We start from the raw sequence: 16326 nt of genomic DNA, 5'->3' as shown, positions 1-16326 counted from the left end.
TAATCCTGCCTGAAATTGGCCGGATTTTTCCGTCAGGCCGAAAGCGATAGAGTTTTGCGTCAAGGACGGGCGCGGCTGGAAGGGTTTTGATGAAGACGTCACGGGTGTTTCGTTCCGGCCTTGGTGTAACGGCCATCGTCGCGGTGCTTGCAGGCCTGTCGGGATGCCAGAGCCCGACCTACGGAACCAGCAAGAGTGCGGCCGAACAACTGGCTGACGACCTTGGCAGCGCCGTTTCCATCGGCGGCGGCGACAAGAAGAAGGACGTGCGTTACAATCCGCGTCCGGGTCTCGTTGTCGCCGGTAAGGGGCCTGGCGATCTGCCGGCGCCGCAGCAGTCGATGGCGAACCGCGAAAACAATCCCAACTGGACGGAATCGCCGGAAGAAACCCGCCAGCGCTTGCGCGAGGAAGCGGCCGCCAACGAAAACAACCCGCGTTACGTCTCGCCGCTGACTGTCGGCAAGGGGCAGGGCGGTCAGTTGACCGAAAGCCAGAAATGGGAAGCCTTCCGCAAGGCCAAGGAAGACGCCAAGGCCGGTAATACGGTTGGTACTGGCCAGCGCCGTTTCCTTACCGATCCGCCGACTGAATACCGTCAGGCCGAAAATATGGATGACCTCGGCGAACCGGAACGCGTCAAGGAACGCCGTCGCAAGAAGGAAGCCGAATCCAACGGCAAGCAGAATTCGGCGTGGTGGAAACCGTTCCAGTAAGCATTTGATGGCCGGGATCTTTCCCGGCCATTTTCATTCGCGGGAGAGTGCGGATAATCTCTCCGTCGTCATCCTCGGCCTTGAGCCGAGGATCTAACCACGCAAGACATCGAAGCGCAGCAGATCCTCGGGACAGGCCCGGGGATGACGGGAGGAACGTTTTTCAATCCCGCCTTGCGCGAAAAAACTCCGTAAGAATTTCAGCCGACGCCGTTTCGCTCAGGCCCGCATAGACATCCGGCACATGATGGCAGGTCGGCGCCGCGTAAAACTGCACGCCATTTTCCACCGCGCCGCCCTTCGGATCATGTGCGCCGTAATACAGCCTACGAATGCGTGCGAAGGAAATGGCGGCGGCACACATGGTGCATGGCTCCAGCGTCACATAGAGATCGGCGCCAGTCAGTCGCTCCTGGCCGAGTTCCTCGCAGGCCATGCGGATGGCGACGATTTCGGCATGCGCGGTGACGTCGTTCAGTTCTCGCGTCCGGTTTCCGCCGCGCGAGACGATACGTCCATCCATGACCACAACGGCGCCGATCGGCACTTCGCCACGCTCTCCGGCGGCTTTTGCCTCGGCCAAAGCCTCGTCCATGAAACGATTTGTCCCGCTCATTGCGCGATTTCCTCTTAACCCGATCCGCACGAACTGGTAGGACGGGTTCAACCTGCGTCGCCCGAAGCACAAGGCAACGGGCAGGATGCGACCTAAACTCAACATGATATGTCCGGCATTTCGCCGGAGACACATCACGCTTCAGGCAAACAACAAATGAGCTTTAAAGACAAGCCGAAGCGCGGCGGGCAAAAACCCTTCGAGCGCGAAATCAAGCCCCGGTCCAACCCGAAGCCGAAAGCGGCAGAGGCGGCACCGGTGAAAAAAGCCCCCCGCAAGCTGCCGGCAGCCCCTGCCACGGTGGAAGCCGAGGGCAAGCCCGAGCGCATTTCCAAGATCCTTGCCCGCGTCGGCGTGGCATCGCGCCGCGATATCGAGCGGATGATCATGGAAGGCCGCGTCACCCTCAACGGCAAGCTGCTGGAAACCCCGGTCGTCAACGTTACCTTCGAAGACAAGATCGAAGTCGATGGCGTGCCGATCCGTGGCGTCGAGCGCACCCGCCTGTGGCTGTATCACAAGCCCGGCGGCCTGGTGACCACCAATTCCGATCCGGAAGGCCGCCCGACCGTTTTCGAAAACCTGCCGGAAGACCTGCCGCGCGTGCTGTCCATCGGCCGTCTCGACATCAACACCGAAGGCCTGCTGCTGCTCACCAATGACGGTGGCCTGTCGCGCGTTCTCGAACTGCCGACCACCGGCTGGCTGCGCCGTTACCGCGTGCGCGCCCATGGCGAAGTCGATCAGGCCAAGCTCGACGCGCTGAAGGACGGCATTGCCGTCGACGGCGTGCTCTACGGCTCGATCGAAGCCACGCTCGACCGCGCCCAAGGCCGCAACGTGTGGATCACCATGGGTCTTCGCGAAGGCAAGAACCGCGAAATCAAGAACGTGCTCGGCGCGCTCGGTCTCGAGGTCAACCGCCTGATCCGCGTCTCCTACGGTCCGTTCCAGCTCGGTGATCTGGAAGAAGGCCGCGTCATCGAGGTCAAGGGCCGCATGCTGCGTGATCAGCTCGGTCCGCGCCTCATCGCCGATGCCAAGGCCAATTTCGACGCGCCGATCTACGGCAACGCCGTCGATGCCGAAGAGGCACCGGCTCCGGCACGTGGTGCACGGCCTGAACGTTCGGAGCGCCCAGAGCGCGCTGAGCGTAATGAGCGCCCGGAACGTGCTGAACGCTCCGAGCGTAGCGGCTGGGGTCAGGAAAAGCCGGCTGAACGTCGCTCCGACGACCGTTTTGGCGACAAGCCGCGTGGCCCCAAGGCCGGTGGTGATCGTGGTCCAAAGAGCTTTGGCAACAAGGGTCCTGCGCGCGGCGGTTTTGCCGATCGTGGTCGTGATGGTGAAGGCGAGGAGCGTCCCAAGAAGCGTCCGGCACTCGGTACCAGCCGCACCGCAAACGTGTGGATGGCGCCCGGCGCGCGCCCGACCACCGATGAGCGTGGCCGCAAGATTTCCGCGCGTTCCGAGGCCGAGCAGCTGTTCAAGAAGCCGGCTCCGCAGAACGACCGCCCCATCGTGATCAACCGCGTCGAAGGCGACAGCGACTGGATCCGGGCCGACAGCCCGCCGGAACCGGAACGCGGCGACAAGCGCGGCGGTTTTGGTGATCGCGGCGACCGCGGAGACCGTGGTTTCGGTGATAAGCCACGCGGCGAGCGTTCGTTTGGCGACAAGCCGCGCGGCGACCGCAGCTTTGGCGATAAACCCCGTGGCGAGCGTTCCTTCGGTGACAAGCCTCGTGGTGATCGTCCGTTCAGTGATCGCCCGCGTGGCGACCGTCCGGCTCGTGATGGCGAGCGCTCGTTCGACAAACCCCGTGGTGACCGTTCCTTTGGCGATAAGCCGCGTGGCGACCGCCCCGCAGGAGATCGTCCTCGCTCCGACCGTCCTTATGGCGACAAGCCACGCGGCGAACGCTCCTTCGGCGACAAACCCCGTTTCGATCGCAAGCCGCGCGAAGAGGGTGACCGTCCGCGCAGCGACCGTCCGTATGGCGACCGCCCACAGGGTGATCGCCCCCGTGCTGAACGCCCGTTTGGTGACAAGCCACGTGGTGACCGCCCGTTCAGCGACCGCCCGCGCGGTGATCGCCCGGATCGTGGTGGCTCGGATCGTGGTGATCGTCCGGCACGTTCCTTCGGTGGTGAAGGCCGCTCCGAGCGTCCGGCCGGTGACCGTCCGTATGGCGACCGCCCGCAGGGTGATCGTCCCCGTGGCGGCAAGCCCGGCGGTTTTGGCGGCGGCAAGCCCGGTTTCGGCGGCAAGCCCTCCGGTGGCCGTGGCAAACCCGGTGGTGGTAAACCCGGCGGCGGAAAATCCTTCGGCGGCAAACCCAGTGGTGGAAAGCCGGGTGCTCCGCGTTCTGGTGGCCGTCCGGCGGGCGGCAAGCCGCGCACGCCGAGAGGGTAAGGCCACGTGCGGATTGTAGGTGGTGAATTCCGCGGCCGCGCATTGGCCGCTCCGAAAACGAACGATATCCGGCCGACCATCGACCGGACGCGCGAAAGCCTGTTCAACATCATCGGCCACGTCTATCCCGAGGCCATCGATCAGTGCCGCGTCCTCGACCTTTTCGCAGGCACCGGCGCGGTGGGGCTTGAAGCCCTGTCGCGCGGTTGCCGGTCGGCGCTGTTCGTAGAGAATGGCGTCGAAGGTCGTGGCCTGCTCTGGGAAAACATCGAGAGTCTGGGTCTGCACGGCCGCGCCCGCATCCTGCGGCGCGATGCCACAAAGCTTGGCACTGCCAACAATATCGAGCCTTTCCAGTTCGTTTTCGCCGATCCGCCTTATGGCAAGGGGCTTGGCGAAGCCGCTTTGTTGTCCGCCCATGAGGGCGGCTGGATCGCGCCGGGCGCGCTTGCAATTCTGGAAGAACGTACCGATGTAACGGTCACGGTGGATGCCTGTTTCAAGCCGCTCGAAAGCCGCAATTTCGGCGATACGCGGATCGATTTTTTCCGTTACCAGCCGGCCTGAGGAAACCTGTCCAAGATGAACACCCGCCTCTCCATCCCGCATGCTCCGGCATTTCAGTCGGGTGGAGAACCAAGGGTGGCGATCGCCTTTGGCGGCGGCGGCGCGCGCGGCATCTCGCATATCCCGATCATCGAGGCGCTGGACGAACTCGGCATCCGCCCGGTGGCAATCGCCGGCTCCTCGATCGGCGCCATCATGGGCGCCGGCATGGCGGCCGGCATGCGTGGCCGCGAAATCCGTGATTACACCAGGGCGACGGTCGGCAATCGCCGCCTGATCGCCAACCGGCTTTGGGCGCTGGGGCCGGCCAGCATGCGCGACCGTATCGGTGGTTTCAAGCTCGGCCATTTCAATCTCGAACCGATCCTCGGCGCGTTTCTCCCCGCCGCCATCCCTGAAAATTTCGACGCGCTGCATATCCCGCTGAAAGTGACCGCGACGGATTATTACGGCCAGAAGGAAGTCATTCTGGAAGAAGGCGAACTGCTTCCGGCGATTGCCGCTTCCGCTGCCATCCCGGCCTTGTTCATGCCGGTGCGGGTCAATGGTCGCATCATGGTCGATGGCGGTATTCTGAACCCGATCCCCTATGATCATCTTCTCGATCTTGCCGATATCGTCATCGCCGTCGATGTTGTCGGCGGCCCGGAAGGCGATGGGACCGACATGCCCAACCGCATCGACAGCCTGTTCGGCTCCAGCCAGTTGATGATGCAGGGCTGTATCGCGCTGAAACTGAAGCTGCACCCGCCGCACATTTTCCTGCGCCCCCGCGTCGCCCGTTTCGGCATTCTCGATTTCCACAAGGTCGGGGAAATTCTCGATGAGGCGAGCGAGATCAAGGATGAGCTGAAACGTTCGGTGGATGCCTTGTGGAAGGTGGCGGCGAGCGGGTAGGGCTTTGGGGTTTTACGCTACACACCCTGGAAATCTTGACTTTCGCGTGTAACTGCGTACTATCGCCAATGTCATAAAGAGCATGACGAGTGTGTGCCCCTGCGCCAGTGCCCACTCGCTAGGATGACCGGGCTTTGCGGGAAGCCTGCCGACAGGACACTTCGGGTGGTTTCCGAACCCTTGAGCTTAGGAAACGCTGCTACTGTCACATTTGCCTATCGATAATCGCTCACTGTGCCGATGCGGGTGCCGTGAGCGTTTCTTTGTGCGAATGCCGTCACCACCGAATAATGGAAATCGTTGCCGGCCTGCTTGTGTTCCAGGACGGCGATTCCAGTAGCTGTGCGAACAACGGTGATGCGAACATCCCGCAGTTGCGCGAATTCGCAAAAAATAGGCGAGCCGGGGCGGACGATCTCCGCGACATATCGTGCGACATCCTCAATGCGTGTGTATCCTCTGGCTCGTACTTCACGTTCATGCCTCGCCCATATGTGCCGGACGCCAAAGCCACCACGACCGCCGTGTTTGCCAAGCTTTAAAACGATCGGTGCGCCGGGAATGAGAAAGTCGCGCACACGCTTCTCTGGCACAATGCCGAAAAAATACGTCCCATTGGTTGGGTGAAGGATAAGCGTGTTGGGCATCGTCGCCTCGGATGAGAGAGGCGACGATATCGAAATGCAATCAGGAGTCGAGTGCCCTCACCACTTCCCGATCGCCACCTTTTTCGCATCCTCCTCGGCAATCTCTTCCCCCACACTGCCGCGTTTGGGTTTCATCAGCGGTTCCGGTCTGACCGGTTGATTGTGCAGCATGTCGCGGCCGGCGGCGATGCCTTCGACGGCCTGTAGCTGCAATCGCTGTTCGTCGCGCTTGCGGATGTCGTCGCCGATCGCCTCTGCATCCGTTTCCGGCATGCCCAGCGCCTCCAGCGTCCGGCGTCCGAACAGCAGGCCGGATTCCAGCGTTTCGCGCAGTTCGTATTCCACGCCCTTGCCACGCAGCTCGATCGTATGGATGCGGTCATAGGAGCGCACGAACAGGCGCGTATTCGGAAATTCCTTGGCGATGAGGTCAACGATACGGTCGGTGGTTTCGCGCTTCTGGGTCAGCACCGCGACGATCTTGGCCTTTTCGATACCCGCCGATTGCAGCACGTCACGGCGGGTGCCATCGCCAAAATAGATGCGAAAACCGAACAATGCGGCCTGACGGATACGATCCGGGCTGTCGTCTATGACGGTTACCGACCGGCCGCCGGCCAGCAGGATTTGCGAGGCGATCTGGCCAAAACGCGAAAAGCCTATGATCAGCACATCGGCGCCGGCGCCCTCGAAATCCTCTTCCAGTTCCTCGCGCTGCGCGTCTTCCTTGCCGATCAGCCTTTTACCTAAAAGCGAACCGAGCGGCGTCAGCGCCATGGAAATCGTCACGCTGGCGATCAGCAGCGACGTTGCGCTCTGCGACAGGAGACCGGCGGCGGTCGCGGTGGTGAACAGCACGAAACCGAATTCCCCGCCCTGCGGCAGCAGGAAGGCGATACGCACCGCATCCGCATGCGACGAACCCCATAGTCGCGAGATGCTGTAGAGAACCGCCGCCTTCACCAGCATGAACAGCGGTACGGCGGTGAGGATGATCGTCAGGTTATTGGCGATGGCGGAAAGATCGAGCGACAGGCCGACCGCCATGAAGAACAGTGCCAGCAGCAGGCCGCGAAATGGCTCGACATCCGCTTCCAGCTCGTGCCGGTAGGAGGATTCCGACAGCATGACGCCGGCCAGAAACGCGCCCATCGCCATGGAAAGGCCGACTGCCTGCATCGCGGCAGCCGATCCGAGCACGACGAGAAGGGCAGCGGCGATCATCACTTCGCGCGCGCCGGTACGCGCAATGATCTGGAACATCGGCGTCAGCAGGTAACGACCAGCCAGAACCACGGCGCCGATTGCGCCGATCGCCACGGCAAAATCCTGCGCGATCGGTGTCGTATCCTCGCTTGGGCCGCCAAGAATGGTGACGAGCGCCAGAAGCGGCACGATCGCCAGATCCTGAAACAGCAGGATGGAGAAGGCGCGTTGGCCATAGCGCGTATTCGTATCGCTGTTGTCGGCCAAAATCTGCAGCGCAAAGGCGGTCGAAGACAGCGCAAGACCGAAACCTGCTATCAGCCCGCCACGCCAGCCGGCCATGCCGGTGAGGTAAGCCAGACCCGAGAGTACCAGCCCGGTGATCATCACCTGCGCCGTGCCGAGCACAAAAACGTCGCCGCGCATCTGCCACAGGCGCGAAGGTTTCAGTTCCAGCCCGATGATGAACAGCAGGAACACCACGCCGAGTTCCGAGACATGCAGAACCTCGCCCGCGTCCGTAATGGTGTGCAGGATCGGGCCGATGACAACGCCGGCTGCCAGGTAACCGAGAACGGTGCCCAATCCCAGTTTGCGGAACAGCGGTGCGGCCAGCACCGCGCCGCCGAGCAGCAGCAGGGTTTCGGTAAACAGGGTTTCGGGCGCGGCCATGGCGGGCTCTTCATGCAGGAGTGAACGGGGCGGCCCTTAAGAATCGCTGGTACGCCCTTGATGCGTCATGTAGTGCACAATAAATGGATTCGGAACGAAAGGCCTGCACATGTCCGCTGAAATCGATTCCGAAAATCTTCTCTCCCGCGCCTCCGAACTGATCGACCTCGCCATCAAGGCGGGCGCGGACAAGGCCGATGCTGTCGTCATCCGCTCCAGTTCCCGCTCCGTCAGCGTTCGCCTCGGTAAGGTGGAGGGTACGGAAGCTTCGGAAAGCGACGATTTCGCCCTGCGCGTTTTTGTCGGCAACCGAGTGGCGAGCGTTTCCGCCAATCCAGGTTTCGATATCAAGGTTCTGGCCGAACGCGCCGTATCGATGGCCAAGGTTTCGCCGGAAGATCCTTATGCCTGTCTGGCGGACGAGGCCAATCTGGCCCAAACCTACCCCGATCTCGAATTGTATGATCCGACGGAGGTTTCGACCGACCAGTTGCGGGATGCGGCGCTTGCCGCCGAGCAGGCCGCCTTGGACGTGCAGGGCGTCACCAATTCGTCGGGCGCCGGTGCGTCTGCCGGAGCGGGCGGTCTCGTCCTCGTCACCTCGCACGGTTTTTCCGGCTCCTACATGGGTAGTCGTTTCGGCCATTCCGTCAGCGTCATTGCCGGCGAAGGTACGAAGATGGAGCGTGACTATGATTTCGACAGCCGCCTCTATTACGCCGACCTCGACGATGCCGCGCTGATCGGCCGCCGCGCCGGGGAACGGGTGGTCAAGCGCATCAATCCGCGCCAGGTCGATACCGGCAGCAACGTCACCGTTGTTTTTGATCCGCGCATCGCCCGCGGTTTCGTCGGCACCATTGCCGGCGCCATCAATGGCGCCTCTGTTGCCCGCAAAACCAGCTTTTTGCGCGACAAGATGGGGCAGCAGGTTCTGAAATCCGGCCTCCACATCACCGACGATCCGCTGATCGTGCGTGGCTCATCCTCGCGTCCCTTCGATGGCGAAGGTGTTTCGGGCGAGCGTATGGTGATGATCGAGGACGGTGTGCTGAAGCACTGGTTCCTCTCCACCTCCACCGGTCGTGAGCTTGGCCTGCAGACCAATGGCCGTGGCGTGCGCGGCGGCACGTCGGTAACGCCTGCCTCCACCAATCTGGCGCTGGAACCGGGTGACATCGACCCGCAGGACCTGATCCGTCAGATCGGTAACGGTTTTTACGTCACCGAACTGATCGGTCAGGGTACCAACATGATCACCGGCGAATATTCGCGCGGCGCCACCGGTTTCTGGATCGAGAATGGCGAACTTTCCTTTGCCGTCTCGGAAGTGACCATCGCCTCCAATCTCAAAGACATGTTCATGCGGCTGACGCCGGCAAACGATATCGACCGCAAGTTCGGTGTTGCTTCGCCGACCATCGCCATCGAGGGCATGACGCTGGCCGGACGCTGACATGATGGAAAGCGACCGCTGGAGCGCCGATCTCGATCTCATCCGTGATGCCGCAAGGCAGGCGGGTGCGGTTGCGCTTGGTTTCTTCGGCCAGTCGCCGGAAGTCTGGTGGAAGAACGAGGGCGCATCGCCCGTCAGCGCGGCCGATTTCGCCGCCAACGACCGCCTCCTCAGTGTGTTGAGGGCGGCCCGGCCCGATTATGGCTGGCTGTCGGAGGAAAACGACGACGATCCGGCACGGCTGTCGGCGGAAACTGTCTTCGTGGTCGATCCGATCGATGGCACGCGTGGGTTTATCCAGGGCGCCACCAACTGGTGTGTCAGCGTTGCCGTCGTGCACAAGGGCTCGCCGGTAGCAGGTGTTCTGTTTGCACCGGCCTTGTCGGAAGAATTTTATGCCGTCCTCGATGGTCCGGCACTGAAAAACGGGGAAGTCATTTCAGTTGCCGAACACCACCCGGACAAGGTGCTCAACATTGCCGCCTCCGCCGAGATGGTCAACAAGTTCGAGCCGGAATACCGCAAGCTGCTCAGCCGGGTGAAGCATGTGCCGTCGCTGGCCTATCGTCTTGCGATGGTCGCGGATGGCCGCATCGACGGAACGCTGGTCGCCCGCAACTCGCATGACTGGGATCTGGCGGCGGCCGACCTGATCCTTTTTCGCGCAGGTGGCAGGCTTGTGGAAACCGATGACAGCCGCCTCGTTTACAATCGCGAAACCGTGAAGCACGCAACGCTCTTTGCCGGTGGCGAATCAGTTATCAAAAGCCTGCTGCGTCAAGCCCATTCGGGTTGACCTTTGGGGTGAAATACCTCAATGACAGCCAAATAAGGCAGGCCTTTTGACCCACACGTCCTTGAGAGATTGACATGACCGGAACCACCGAAAAGAAACAGCTTCTGCACCTCGTTTTCGGAGGCGAATTGTCCGACCTCACCGACGTGCAGTTCCGCGATCTGTCGGCACTTGATATCGTCGGCATCTTCCCGGATTACGCCTCTGCTCTCACGGCCTGGAAGGCCAAGGCGCAGCAGACCGTAGACAACGCCCATATGCGTTATTTCATCGTGCATATGCACCGCCTGCTCGATCCGAAGGCGACCGGTCTCTAATACTGTCGTTTCGGCTGGGACCGATACCTGTGGTTATCGGTTCTTGTACTGCAGCCCCCCTTTTTTTGACGTATTTGTAAAGCAGAACGCGGGCGCTATAAGCAATATATGCTAAGGGTTGGGCAATTGACATCGATGGTGACGGATCAGGGGATGATGCGATGAGCAAAGGCTTGGCGCGCATCGCTTTGACGGGATACCGCGTTGTCGGTGTCCTCGCCTATCCGTTGACGGGCGGCTATCTGACCTATCGCGCCTTCAAGGGCAAGGAAGACCGACAGCGCCGGCTGGAGCGCTTCGGTTATGCCAGCCAGCCGCGCCCGTTCGGGCCGCTGGTCTGGATGCACGCTGCAAGCGTTGGTGAAACGCTTGCAGTCATTCCGCTCATCCGCGAATTCGGCCGCCGCGGCATTCATATTCTTCTGACGACGGGCACGGTCACCTCGGCCGCTCTGGTGGAAAACCGCCTCGGCAATGAGGTCATCCATCAATATGTACCGCTCGACGTCAAATTCGCCATCAAGCGTTTCATCCGTTACTGGCGTCCCGATGTGGCGATCACGGCGGAATCCGAAATCTGGCCGACCACGATCGCCGAACTCACCCGCCGCCACATTCCGCAGATCCGCGTCAATGCCCGCATTTCCGACCGGTCTTTCGATCGCTGGAAGGGTTTTGGCGGCATTGCCGAGCAGCTGTTCGGCAAAATGGCTCTGGTTGTGGCCCGTTCGGATGTCGATGCGGAACGTTTTCGCGATCTCGGTGCCTGGCCGGTGACGGTCTCGGGCAATCTGAAGGGCGATACCGATCCGCCGCCGGCTGATCAGTCTGCCGTCGACGCCTATCTGGCACAGATCGGCAACCGCAAGACATGGGCCGCCATCTGCACCTTCGATGGCGAGGAAACCGCCGCCGCCACCGTGCACAAGGCACTGAAACCCCGCAACGGCCAGCTCACCATCATCGTGCCGCGCCATCCCGAACGCGGTGACGAGATCGAGGCAGGACTTGTCGAGCAGGGGCTGAAGGTCGCGCGTCGTTCCCGGGGTGATGTTATTACGCCCGATACCGACATTTTCCTTGGCGACAGTATCGGTGAGATGGGCTTGTATCTGCGCCTCACCGAAGTCTCCTTTGTCGGCCGCTCGCTGACGGCCGAAGGCGGCCAGAACCCCATTGAGTCGGCCATGCTCGGCTGCGCGATACTGTCCGGCAGCAATGTCCAGAATTTTCGCGAAACCTATCAGCAGCTGATCCGCAAGGGCGGCGCTCGTATGATCCGCGATACCGAAATGCTGGCCAAGGCCGTGCATTACTTGCTGAACAACGATATCGCCCGCCGCAATATGATCGATGCGGGTCAGGAAGCCATTCAGGACATGCGTGGCGCGCTGTCGGCCACCGTCAAGGCGCTGGAACCCTATATCAATCCGCTCGCCGTGTCCGCCGCGCTTCAGCCCAAGACTGCCGCACAGTAATGACGGATCCAGATTTTTCGGCGATCAAGGCTATCCTGTTCGACAAGGACGGCACGCTTCTGCGTTATGACGAAAGCTGGGGCCCGGTAAACCGCGAGGCGGCCCATATTGCCGCCAACGGCGATGCCGCACTCGAAGCCCGCCTGCTCGATGTGGGCGGCATGGATGACGCCTCCGGCCACACGCGCGCTGACAGCCTGTTTGCAGCCGGAAGTGCTGCCGATATCGCCCGTGGTCTGATTGCCGTCGGCTCACCGCTGGATGCAGAAGACCTGACGCAAAAGCTCGATGCGCTTTTCCTGCGCGCCGCCGACTATTCCGTGCCGGCTGCCGATCTTGCCGGTTTTTTTGGAAAGCTGAAGGCGAGGGGGCTGAAACTGGGCGTTGCCTCAAGCGATAACGAAGCTGCCATCCGCGCCACGGCGGATCGGTTCGACTTCGCCCGATATCTCGATTTCGTCACCGGTTACGACAGCGGCCATGGCGTGAAGCCGGAACCCGGCATGTTGCTCGCCTTTGCCAGCGCCGTTGGGGTTGATCCGTCGGAGGTCGCCATGGTCGGCGACAACAGCCACGACATGCATGTCGGCCTCTCGGCAGGCGCGGGCCTCAGGATCGCGGTGCTGACCGGTACCGGCACGACCGAAACATTGTCGCCGCTCGCCGACATCGTACTTGCGGATATTACCCTGATTGAAGATCTCCTCCCGTAAAACCTTGCCTTTTTGTCGGTTCTGCCGTTTCTGAAGCAATTCCGGCAAAAGCGGCAACCGGTTTTGCGTTCGGAATTACGTAAAACCAGAAATCGAGAGCATTGCTGGCAATTGTTAAATCGCCAGCAATGCTCTCGCCGAAAATAGACAAGAGCAGAGACGAAAAATGGTTTCGGAAGCGCCGCCGTTCTGGTGGACAAAGGCCGATTGGCGCGCCTGGGGCCTGTCCCCGATTTCCTTCCTCTACGGCCGCATTGCCGGCCGCCGCATGCGCAACGCCAAGCGCGGCAGCGTCCCCGTTCCGGTCATCTGTATCGGCAATTTTACTGTCGGCGGCGCCGGCAAGACCCCGACTGCCATCGCCATTGCCCGCGCAGCGATTGCGCGTGGCCTCAAGCCCGGTTTCCTTAGCCGCGGTTACGGTGGCTCGCTCGATGTCGTCACCGTGGTCGATCCGCATCACCACCGCGCCGATGCGGTGGGCGACGAGGCGCTGCTTCTCGCCCGTGAAGCGATGACGGTGATTTCCCGTCGCCGCGTCGATGGCGCGAAAAGGCTGGTCTCGGAAGGCGCCGATATCATCATCATGGATGACGGTTTCCAGAGCGCGAGGCTGGAACTGGATTTTGCGCTTGTGGTGATCGACAGCAATCGCGGCATCGGCAACGGCCATCTCGTCCCCGGCGGCCCCGTGCGTGCGCCGATCTCCGAACAGATGCATCAACTGTCCGCCATCCTCAAGGTCGGCAACGGCCCTGCTGCCGATGCACTGGTCCGGCAGGCAGCGCGTGCAGGCAAGCAGATCCACGTGGCCTCGGTCGTGCCGCGCCCCGACCCGTCACTGGTCAACCGGCATGTGTTTGCCTATGTCGGCATTGCCGACCCGGAAAAATTCTATCGCACGGTGGTCAGCCTCGGGGCCGCCATCGTCGAGCGTCGCGCCTTTCCCGATCATCATTATTTCACCGAGGACGAGATCGCGGATCTTCTGAAGGACGCGGCGAAACAGGATCTCCTGCCGGTCACCACATCCAAGGACGCGGTGCGGCTGACGGGGCATTCCGGCAAGGCGAAGGAACTGGCGGATAAAACCACGGTTGTCGAAATCGACATGGTGTTCGACGATCCGCGCGCGGCCCATCACATCATCGATGCGGCGATTGCAAATTGCCGCCAACGGTTGCTCAAGGCCAGGTAAAAAAGATCAGGCGCGTTTCTGATTGGGCAGGATGCCGGCGCGTTTGTCGGCTTCCAGCGAGGCAGCGCAATCGGCATAGGGCTCCTGCCGCGCCACGCTCCAGTAGCGCAGTTCGTCGAGCGGAATATTGGCGCCGGTCATGGCGCAAATGACGAACGAACCGGAGGTGATGATCTGGTAATCGCCGTCGAGATAACGAAGTTTTGCCTCGCGAAAACCTGCGCCTTCAAAACGGTTCATCCTGCGTCTCCTGCCGAAAATCTTTGATCCGAAAATCATAAATGGTGATTACCGCGAAGGTGAGTGGATGGGAAGGGGTTGCGTGTCGTTGGAAGGTGCCGTCAGATTATCGGGGGTGTGGCGCACCGCCCTCATACAAATAGGACAGCACCGCTTCACGCGGCTTAAACACGCAAGCGGCACTGGCCAAAACACTCAACTGCGCCCGAACAATCTTTCGATATCCGTCAACTTCAGCTCGATATAGGTCGGGCGACCGTGGTTGCATTGGCCTGATCCCGGCGTCGCTTCCATTTCCCGCAGCAGCGCGTTCATCTCTTCCGGCTTCAGGCGCCGTCCCGAACGCACAGAACCATGGCAGGCCATCGTCGCCGCCACATGTTCCAGACGGCCCTTCAGTCCACCCGCCGTATTCCACTCGGCCACCTCGTCGGCGAGATCGCGGATCAGGTCGGAGGCATCGACTTCGCCCAGCATGGCCGGTGTTTCGCGCACGGCGATCGCGCCGGGGCCGAACCGTTCAATGGCCAGCCCCAGACGGTCTAGCCCATCGACATGCACCATCAACCGGTCGCAATCCTCTTCCGGCAGGTCGATGATCTCGGGGATCAGAAGAACCTGCGAGGGCAGCCGGTCGGCATCCAGCGCCTTGCGCATCGCCTCGAAGACAAGTCGTTCATGCGCCGCATGCTGGTCGACAATGACAAGCCCGTTCTCCGTCTGCGCAACGATATAGTTTTCATGCAGCTGTGCCCGTGCCGCGCCCAGACGATGGCGGATCGGTGCCTCTTCAGACACCGCCGCAGCCTCGAAATGGTCGGCCCGCGCGCTCGGCATGGTCATGGTGTCGAAACCCGCCTGCCGCTCGGCAAAACCGGCCTGCTGAAACGGGCGGGACGGTGATGTTGCGGCGTTCCACGGCTGGCTTGACGCGGAGGCATAACGCGATGCCGACCAGCCGCCGCCGAAACCGCTGCCAGCGCTACCCGTGCCCGATCCACCTAAGCCCGATCCTCCCGTGGCTGAGCCGCCATAGCCGCCGGAACTGCCATCGCCTTGCGCCGCAAACCCCTGCGGCTGATAGCCGCCCGGCGCTTCGGGCCGGAAGGCCCGCAGCAATCCGCTCGCCCCGGTCGTGGCTGCCCGGTCGCCCTCGCGTGCCAAGGCCTGCCGGATCGCCCCGACGATCAGGCCGCGCACAAGGCCGGGATCGCGGAACCGCACGTCGGATTTGGCCGGGTGAACGTTGACATCCACCAGTGCCGGATCGAGCCCGATCGACAGAACCGCGATCGGGTACCGTCCCGACGGAATGGTTTCGGCATAGGCGCCACGGATGGCGGACAGGAGCAGCTTGTCCTGCACCGGTCGTCCGTTGACGAACATGTATTGATGGCCGGAATTGCCGCGGTTGAAGGTCGGCACGCCCGCAAAACCGGTCAGCGTCACATCTTCGCGCGCCGCATCGATCTCGATGGCATTGTCCTTGAACTCGGCGCCGAGGATCTGTGCCATGCGGGCAAGATGATCGTCGCCGGTGGCCGGCAGTTCCAGCGTCGAACGGTCAGGCCCCGACAGCACGAAGCGCACTTTTGGAAAGGCGATCGCCATGCGCTTCACCACTTCGGTAATCGCGCCGGCCTCGGCCTTTTCGGTTTTGAGGAATTTCAGGCGGGCAGGGGTGGCGAAAAAGATGTCGCGCACTTCCACCACCGTACCGGGGTTCGCGGCCGCCGGTTTGACGGCCGATGTCTTGCCGCCGACAACGCTGACTTCATAACCTTCCGATGCGCCCTGCTGGCGGCTGGTGATCGTCAGCCGCGCCACCGAACCGATCGACGGCAGCGCCTCGCCGCGAAAGCCGAGCGTGCGGATATCGTCGAGATGGACGTCGATCTTGGAGGTGCAGTGGCGGCGCACGGCAAGCTCCAGATCGGCCGCATTCATGCCCGATCCGTTGTCGGTGATGCGCATCAGGCTTTTGCCGCCACCGGCAGTGGCGATCTCGATACGGGTGGCGCCGGCATCGATGGCGTTTTCGATCAGCTCCTTGGCGGCGCTGGCCGGGCGTTCGATGACTTCGCCGGCGGCGATCTGGTTGATCAGCGTTTCTGAAAGAAGTTTGACTGGCATGTGGCCATTTTCCCGGATTCGAGCGGCGCTGCATAGGGGCCAGTTTCAGTGGAGGGTAGAAATCCGACGATTAATTCGACTTTAAGACAAAAGCGCTATTTCTGCGCTGGGTATAATGCCTGTCGATCGCTTTCTGAAGGTGCCGTGCACCGAATGGACATCCCGGCCGAAAACGCTGATCTGCGGAGTTTGAAAACCGCATTATCAGCAATCGGAGGCCGGAGCGGTTGGTTGTCAGGCTTGGCGGTCCGGTTTTCGC

At 61.8% G+C, this 16326-nt stretch carries 15 protein-coding genes; 10 read left to right on the top strand and 5 right to left on the bottom strand.

What is annotated here, in order from left to right; translation table 11 throughout:
• Nucleotides 1–89: 89 nt before the first annotated feature.
• A complete protein-coding gene (locus GAO09_RS16865; RefSeq protein ID WP_153355163.1) occupies nucleotides 90–716 on the top strand; it encodes a hypothetical protein in 627 nt (208 codons plus the stop codon).
• 163 nt (nucleotides 717–879) lie between these two features.
• Here the strand turns inward: GAO09_RS16865 and GAO09_RS16860 are convergent, their stop codons facing one another.
• Nucleotides 880–1332, bottom strand: a complete 453-nt coding sequence (locus GAO09_RS16860; RefSeq protein ID WP_153355162.1) for a nucleoside deaminase — start codon at nucleotides 1330–1332, stop codon at nucleotides 880–882.
• A gap of 156 nt (nucleotides 1333–1488) precedes the next feature.
• Between GAO09_RS16860 and GAO09_RS16855 the strand changes: the two genes are divergently transcribed.
• Genes GAO09_RS16855 through GAO09_RS16845 form a run of 3 tightly spaced genes read left to right on the top strand, consistent with a single transcriptional unit; the run spans nucleotide 1489 to nucleotide 5211 of the window.
• Nucleotides 1489–3747 carry a pseudouridine synthase gene (locus GAO09_RS16855; protein ID WP_153355161.1) on the top strand — a complete coding sequence of 753 codons (2259 nt, stop codon included), beginning with the start codon at nucleotides 1489–1491 and terminating at the stop codon, nucleotides 3745–3747.
• Between the two features lie 6 nt (nucleotides 3748–3753).
• Nucleotides 3754–4314, top strand: coding sequence for a 16S rRNA (guanine(966)-N(2))-methyltransferase RsmD (gene rsmD, locus GAO09_RS16850; RefSeq protein WP_324185420.1), 561 nt, complete (start codon nucleotides 3754–3756; stop codon nucleotides 4312–4314).
• 15 nt (nucleotides 4315–4329) lie between these two features.
• Nucleotides 4330–5211 carry a patatin-like phospholipase family protein gene (locus tag GAO09_RS16845; protein WP_153355160.1) on the top strand — a complete coding sequence of 294 codons (882 nt, stop codon included), beginning with the start codon at nucleotides 4330–4332 and terminating at the stop codon, nucleotides 5209–5211.
• 215 nt (nucleotides 5212–5426) lie between these two features.
• On the opposite strand, the gene GAO09_RS16840 is transcribed toward GAO09_RS16845, so the two are convergent.
• Together GAO09_RS16840 and GAO09_RS16835 are read right to left on the bottom strand one after the other, a co-directional pair.
• A complete protein-coding gene (locus tag GAO09_RS16840) occupies nucleotides 5427–5858 on the bottom strand; it encodes a hypothetical protein (RefSeq protein ID WP_153355159.1) in 432 nt (143 codons plus the stop codon).
• A gap of 57 nt (nucleotides 5859–5915) precedes the next feature.
• Entirely contained in the window at nucleotides 5916–7736 is a 1821-nt protein-coding gene (locus GAO09_RS16835; protein ID WP_153355158.1) for a monovalent cation:proton antiporter-2 (CPA2) family protein, read from the bottom strand.
• 109 nt (nucleotides 7737–7845) lie between these two features.
• Here GAO09_RS16835 and GAO09_RS16830 point away from each other — a divergent pair, with 109 nt between their 5' ends.
• From GAO09_RS16830 to lpxK, 6 genes are all read left to right on the top strand, one after another.
• Complete coding sequence (locus GAO09_RS16830) at nucleotides 7846–9192, top strand: TldD/PmbA family protein (protein ID WP_153355157.1); 1347 nt, start codon at nucleotides 7846–7848, stop codon at nucleotides 9190–9192.
• A 1-nt stretch (nucleotide 9193) separates the two neighbouring features.
• Nucleotides 9194–9988: a 3'(2'),5'-bisphosphate nucleotidase CysQ gene (locus GAO09_RS16825; protein ID WP_153355156.1), complete on the top strand. Its 795-nt coding sequence runs from the start codon at nucleotides 9194–9196 to the stop codon at nucleotides 9986–9988.
• Nucleotides 9989–10062: 74 nt separating this feature from the next.
• Nucleotides 10063–10305 carry a DUF4170 domain-containing protein gene (locus GAO09_RS16820; RefSeq protein ID WP_153355155.1) on the top strand — a complete coding sequence of 81 codons (243 nt, stop codon included), beginning with the start codon at nucleotides 10063–10065 and terminating at the stop codon, nucleotides 10303–10305.
• Nucleotides 10306–10466: 161 nt separating this feature from the next.
• Nucleotides 10467–11783, top strand: a complete 1317-nt coding sequence (waaA, locus tag GAO09_RS16815; RefSeq protein WP_153355154.1) for a lipid IV(A) 3-deoxy-D-manno-octulosonic acid transferase — start codon at nucleotides 10467–10469, stop codon at nucleotides 11781–11783.
• The gene (locus GAO09_RS16810; protein ID WP_153355153.1) at nucleotides 11783–12496 is read left to right on the top strand and encodes an HAD family hydrolase; all 714 of its coding nucleotides are present in this window, start codon (nucleotides 11783–11785) and stop codon (nucleotides 12494–12496) included. Before waaA ends, GAO09_RS16810 begins: the two co-directional genes overlap by 1 nt.
• A gap of 166 nt (nucleotides 12497–12662) precedes the next feature.
• Nucleotides 12663–13694 (top strand): tetraacyldisaccharide 4'-kinase, encoded by a 1032-nt coding sequence (gene lpxK / locus GAO09_RS16805; protein WP_153355152.1) that lies wholly within the window; start codon nucleotides 12663–12665, stop codon nucleotides 13692–13694.
• Between the two features lie 6 nt (nucleotides 13695–13700).
• On the opposite strand, the gene GAO09_RS16800 is transcribed toward lpxK, so the two are convergent.
• Both GAO09_RS16800 and mutL read right to left on the bottom strand, forming a co-directional pair.
• A complete protein-coding gene (locus GAO09_RS16800; protein WP_153355151.1) occupies nucleotides 13701–13934 on the bottom strand; it encodes a DUF2093 domain-containing protein in 234 nt (77 codons plus the stop codon).
• 195 nt (nucleotides 13935–14129) lie between these two features.
• On the bottom strand, nucleotides 14130–16067 hold the full coding sequence (gene mutL, locus GAO09_RS16795; protein WP_153355150.1) for a DNA mismatch repair endonuclease MutL: 1938 nt from the start codon (nucleotides 16065–16067) through the stop codon (nucleotides 14130–14132).
• Between the last annotated feature and the right edge of the window lie 259 nt (nucleotides 16068–16326).

It is taken from the genome of Endobacterium cereale, assembly GCF_009617585.1.
Classification (GTDB): domain Bacteria; phylum Pseudomonadota; class Alphaproteobacteria; order Rhizobiales; family Rhizobiaceae; genus Neorhizobium; species Neorhizobium cereale.
Note: the sequence above shows the minus strand (reverse complement) of the source record. Positions and strands in the feature narration are given on the sequence as shown.